Genomic DNA, 2,604 nt, shown 5'->3' with positions numbered 1-2,604 from the left:
CGACCGTCGGATAGTTGATCGGCTGGATGTAGACGCCGTGCTCTTCGAGCAGGAGGTCGGACGCCTGCTTGCACTTCTCGGGATCGCCGACGTACAGCGGCACGATGGTGGCGACCTCGCCTATTTCCGTTCGGCCAAGGTGGCCCTGCGCCGGCTGCGCCGCGCCGGCATCTGCCACAATGATCTTGCCAAGGAACAGAACTGGCTGGTCGGCCGCGACGGCCGCGCCTATGTGACCGACTTCCAGCTGGCGGCGTGCTTTGCGCGGCGCGGTCGGCTCTATCGCATCCTCGCCTATGAAGACCTCCGGCATCTGCTCAAGCACAAGCGCTCCTACGCGCCGGAGGCACTGACGCCGCGCGAGCGCAAGATCCTCGCGAAGAAGTCGTTCGCGGCAAGCCTGTGGCTCGCCACCGGCAAGAAGGTCTATCGCGCCATCACCCGCGGCCTGTTCAACTTCACCGACCGCGAGGGCGGCGGCCGCAGGCTGGTCAATGATGCGCCGGTGCTGACCGAGCTGATCCGCAAGAACCCGGCCGTTCGCGACACCGCTATCGTCGCTTTTGCCGACCGCCGCTCCGGCGTCGGGCTCTATGCCTTCGTCGAGGCGGATCAAGCCACGCTCGAAGGCCAGTTGCGTAACGAGCTTACGGCCGCGAGGGGGCCCAAGCCGCCGGAACACATCCAGGTCGTGCACGCGCTGCCGCGCGATAACAGCGGCAAGCCGCGGACCGAAATCCTGCAACTGGTCGCCATGAACCAGCTCGACCTGATCGAGCCCATGATGAAGAACGACCAGGATCGCGCCTTCCTCAAGGACATCCTGGAACAACGAAAAAACCTGCGCGACCGCTTCAACTTCGAAGCGGACCTGCCGACGAGCTGACAGGCTGCCGCGCCTTGAAGCGTCCACATTGGCGATAGAGAAGCGGTCGGGCAATTTGGGCTCGGTGGGGTTATGGGCACTCGGTGGACGATGATGCGTCGTGGCGTCGGCGGAATGATCGCCGGCCTGCTGCTGCTGGCGGGCGCGCCCGCGAGGGCGGATTCTCCGTCCGAGTTGATCTCCAGCTTCCGCCTCAAACACGGTGAAGTCCGCGTCGTCCGCGATTCCACCCTCGACCGCATCGCCATGGACCAGGCCCGCGCGATGGCCGCCAAGGACGATCTCAGCCACGACGCGCTCGGCCCGTTTAACCGCCGTGTTGCGCCGGCCGGCGCCGGCCGCGCCGCCGAAAACATCGCCTACGGCTACGATAATTTCGAGAAGACCCTGGGACAGTGGATCGACTCCTCCGGGCACCGCAAGAACCTGTTGCTGCACAACGCCTCCCGTGTCGGCATCGCCAGCGCCAAGAACCCCAGCGGCAAGCGCACCTACTGGGCCATGGTGATCGCGGGCGATTACGAGCCGAAGGGCAAAGGCAAGAAGAAGGACAAGGAGCCGCTCGTTGCCGTGAAACGCGAGGCCGCGCCCGCAAGCAAGCCGAAGTCCAGCAACTGTCACATCAAGCTGCTCAGCCTCTGCATCTGAGATCTGGCAAGCCCTTGGGCCTGACGTCTTGCTCAGACCGCTCGACGCATCTAATTCGTGCATCCGGATTGCGAGAAGTGGAGGCATAAGTGATCGACATCGGTGAAATACGAGCCGACACGCCGGCGACCAGCCGGCTTGCCTATCTCCACAACGCCGGTGCGGCACTCATGCCGACCCCTGTCGTCGCGGCGCTGAAGCGGCATATCGATCTTGAAAGCGAGATCGGCGGCTATGCCGCCGCCGACCGGGAAACCGACCGGCTCGAAGCAGTCTACGGCTCTGTGGCGCGCCTGCTGAATGCTGCGCCCGACGAGATCGCGCTCGTGGAGAATGCGACGGTTGCCTGGCAGATGGCTTTCTATTCGCTTGCGTTTCGCCAGGGCGATCGCATCCTGACCGCCGAGGCGGAATATGCCGCCAATTACGTGGCGTTCCTTCAGGTCGCCAAACGTACCGGCGCGGTCATCGACGTGGTGCCAAGCGATGCCAGCGGCGAGCTCGACGTCCACGCGCTCGAACGCATGATCGATGAGCGCGTGAAGCTCATCGCTATCACCTGGGTTCCGACCAATGGCGGGCTGGTCAATCCTGCGGCGGCGATCGGCAAGGTCGCGCGGGCGCACGGCATTGCCTACCTGCTGGACGCCTGCCAGGCGGTCGGCCAGATGGCGGTCGACGTCGAGGCGATCGGTTGCGACATGCTGTCGGCGACCGGGCGAAAATTCCTGCGCGGCCCGCGCGGCACCGGCTTTCTCTACGTCCGCCGGGCGATGCTGCAGCGGCTCGAGCCGCCGATGATCGATCACTTCGCCGCGCCCTGGGTGTCGCGCGACGAGTATCGGCTGCGCGACGATGGCCGCCGCTTCGAGACCTGGGAGAACAACTACGCAGCCCGGCTTGGGCTGGGGGCGGCTGTCGACTACGCCCTCGAGATCGGCATCGCTCCGATCCAACAACGCTGCCGCATGCTTGCCGGCCGCCTTCGCAGCGGCCTCGCGGCCCTTCCCGGCATCACCATTCGCGACCTCGGACGCGCGCCGGGGGCCATCGTCAGCTTCACGGTGGAC

The 2,604-nt window shown here is 65.6% G+C and carries 3 protein-coding genes; all 3 read left to right on the top strand.

What is annotated here, in order from left to right; genetic code table 11:
- On the top strand, positions 1 to 886 hold an 886-nt coding region (locus MOV75_RS34025), incomplete at its 5' end, for a hypothetical protein (protein ID WP_247007527.1).
- Between the two features lie 93 nt (positions 887 to 979).
- Positions 980 to 1,534 carry a CAP domain-containing protein gene (locus MOV75_RS34020; protein ID WP_246928987.1) on the top strand — a complete coding sequence of 185 codons (555 nt, stop codon included), beginning with the start codon at positions 980 to 982 and terminating at the stop codon, positions 1,532 to 1,534.
- Between the two features lie 89 nt (positions 1,535 to 1,623).
- Positions 1,624 to 2,604, top strand: a 981-nt coding sequence (locus MOV75_RS34015) for an aminotransferase class V-fold PLP-dependent enzyme (RefSeq protein WP_247007526.1), incomplete at its 3' end; no start/stop codon positions are given.

The organism is Bradyrhizobium sp. PRIMUS42, assembly GCF_023006515.1.
GTDB lineage: Bacteria > Pseudomonadota > Alphaproteobacteria > Rhizobiales > Xanthobacteraceae > Bradyrhizobium.
Note: the sequence above shows the minus strand (reverse complement) of the source record. Positions and strands in the feature narration are given on the sequence as shown.